Source organism: Allobrachymonas denitrificans DSM 15123, assembly GCF_900110225.1.
In the GTDB taxonomy this organism is placed as follows: domain Bacteria; phylum Pseudomonadota; class Gammaproteobacteria; order Burkholderiales; family Burkholderiaceae_C; genus Brachymonas; species Brachymonas denitrificans.
In genome coordinates, this window is sequence record NZ_FOCW01000019.1 from 1 (window position 1) to 2,583 (window position 2,583).

General features: G+C 64.2%; 2 protein-coding genes. Both read right to left on the bottom strand.

What is annotated here, in order from left to right; all coding sequences use genetic code 11:
• Positions 1 to 87: 87 nt before the first annotated feature.
• Positions 88 to 846, bottom strand: a complete 759-nt coding sequence (istB, locus tag BMW28_RS12670; protein WP_091818475.1) for an IS21-like element helper ATPase IstB — start codon at positions 844 to 846, stop codon at positions 88 to 90.
• Between the two features lie 11 nt (positions 847 to 857).
• Positions 858 to 2,402: an IS21 family transposase gene (istA, locus tag BMW28_RS12675; RefSeq protein WP_091818473.1), complete on the bottom strand. Its 1,545-nt coding sequence runs from the start codon at positions 2,400 to 2,402 to the stop codon at positions 858 to 860.
• Positions 2,403 to 2,583 lie beyond the last annotated feature (181 nt).

Sequence of the window (2,583 nt, forward strand, 5' to 3'; positions counted from 1 at the left end):
TGCGTATTCCGGCGAACGTGACCGATGATTCCGGTGATCGTGACCGGTGTTGGTGTTGCGCGATGTGATTGTAGTGGGCAGGTGGTTTCAGGCCCCGATGTCCTCCTGTTCAGGTTGGGGTTTGCTCTTTCTCAACGACTCTCCGGCCAGGGTCAGCCGGTGGTGGCTTTGCATGATCCGGTCGAGCATGGCGTCGGCCACGGTGGCTTCCCCGATCCACTCATGCCAGTGCTCGATGGGCAGCTGTGAGGTGATGATGGTGGCCTTGCGGCCTGCGCGGTCGTCAATGATTTCCAGCAAATCGCTGCGGGTGTGGGCATCCATGCCGACCATGCCGCAGTCGTCCAGCAGCAGGACATCCGTGCTCTTGAGCGTATCGAGCCAGGTGGTGAAGGTGCCGTTGGCATGGCGGATACGCAGCTCTTCAGCCAGGCGGGGAATGCGCAGGTACAAGGCGCTGTGTCCTTGTCGGCAAGCGTATTGGGCCAGGGCACACGCCAGCCAGGACTTGCCCGCTCCGGTAGGGCCCGTGACGAGAACGGCATGGCCCGCGCGCACCCACGGCCCCAGTGCCAGACTCATCACAGTGGCACGGTCAATGCCGCGCGAGGCGCGGCAGTCCAGATCCTCGATCATCGCCTGCGGATACTTCAGGCGGGCATTTCTGATCAGTCGCATGAGCCGGCGCTCCTGCCTGCCATGGACTTCGCGCTCAACGAGCAAGGCCATGCGCTCTTCAAAGCTCATGGCCGCCATGCCCGCTTGCTGCATTTGCTCCTGCAAGGCCTGGGTCATCCCCAGCAGCTTGAGCTGGCGCAGTTGCTCCAGCGTGGTGTGCATCATCATGTTCAGCCCCTTCACTGGTAGTACCCTGGGCCGCGCACATGGGCATGCAGCGGAGCGCTCCAGGCGCTGGGCGCACGCGCATCGATCAGATCGCGGCGGTTGACCAGGATGTCCCGGATGTGGGTGAAGCGGGTGGTGCCCAGCTCACAGGCCATGGCGCATGCGGCTTCGAGCCGCTGCTCGCCAAAGCGCCTGCTCAGGTTCAGCAGCCCCAGGCAGGCACGGTAGGCGTGTTCCGGGTGGCGCTGGCGCTCAAGCATGCGCTGCACGACATGGGCGCAGTGCTGACCAATGCGCTGGCCCCACAAGAGCAAGCGCTCGGGCGACCACTGGGCGTGTTGGCGGTGGCGCTCGGGCAGATGCTCGGCTACCGTGGTGTAGCCGCCCTTGTGGGCGCAGCGTGCGTGAGAGGCTACCCGATGACCACGGTGCAGCATCTCCAGCACATTGGCCGTCACGCGCAGCTCCAGAATCTGCCCGACCAGGGCGTTGGGCACACTGTAGAAGTGGCCCTCAAACTGCACATGGCTGTCTACATGGACTCGCACGGTTTTGAAGATGGCCCACTCCCAGCGCTGGGCAGGCAAGGCCTTCAGGGCCGGGGCATCGAGCTGGGCAAACGCACTGGCGCGGCACCCGGGCAGCTTCTGGAATGCCCGCTCGTTCAGATAGGTCAGCAACGGGGCGATGGCCTCGTTGACTTGCTGCACGCTGGCAAAGCGCTGTTTGCGCAGCCGCGCCAGGATCCAGCGCTCGACCAGCTGCACGCTCATCTCCACCTTGGCCTTGTCCTGCGGGTGGTAGGCGCGGGCGGGCAGCATGGAGCAGCCATAGTGGCGGGCAAAGTCCAGCGCCGACTCGCTCAATTGTGGCTCGTAGCGGTTGGCCTGTCTGACCAGTGCCCGCGGGTTGTCGGGCACGATCAGTTCAGGCACGCCGCCATAGAAGCTCAAGGCCTGGGCCGTAGCGTCCAACCAGTCGGCCGCCGTTTGCCCCTTGGTGGCCAGAGCAAAGCAATAGCCCGAAGCGCCCATGGCGGCTACAAAGATGTTGGCCTGCCCGCCATCGGTCAGTGTGACAGTGGGGCCGGCAAAGTCGATGAACAGCTTCTCGCCGGCGCGGTGGCTCTGACGCATCGAGCGCTTGAGGCTCTTGGCAAAGCGACGATAGTTCTCGCAAAACTGCGAGTAGCGCCAGGGCTTGACGGGGTGCTCTGCGCAGTGCCTCTCGCCCACCTCGGCGCAGTATTCCTCCCACAGCAGGCTTAGCGTCATGCCCTTGCGACGCAACTCCTGGTGGATACGCCCCCAGTCGGGCACGGCATACATGTCGCCGGGCCGTGGTGCGGGCAGCAGACGCCGCTCCAGCGTAGCCTCGTCCATGGCGGCCAGCTGCGCCCAGTCGAGCCCGGCCGCTACGGCCAGGCCCACGTATTTGGTGACAACGCCCTTGGAGATGCCCAGGGCAGCGGCAATGTACTGGTGCGAGTGCCTGCCTTCGAATTTGAGACGCAGTGCGTCCTTGAGTTTGCGCATGTTGATCCTTGCGGCGGGCATGGCGTTCCTGCTGAGTAAAAGCAGCAACGCTAGCGCGCCTTCAGTTGAAATACATGTGCAACACCATGCCGCCGGCGTAGATCGCCGCACCGGTCACGATCACCGGAATGGCCGGTCACGTTCCCGGAATGGCCGGTCACGTTCGACCGGAATCACCGGTCACGTTGCTCCGGAATACCCA

Excerpts from the sequence above, each read along its gene's own strand:
- istB (WP_091818475.1), bottom strand. The coding sequence starts at position 846 with ATGATGATGCACACCACGCTGGAGCAACTGCGCCAGCTCAAGCTGCTG.
- istA (WP_091818473.1), bottom strand. The coding sequence starts at position 2,402 with ATGCCCGCCGCAAGGATCAACATGCGCAAACTCAAGGACGCACTGCGT.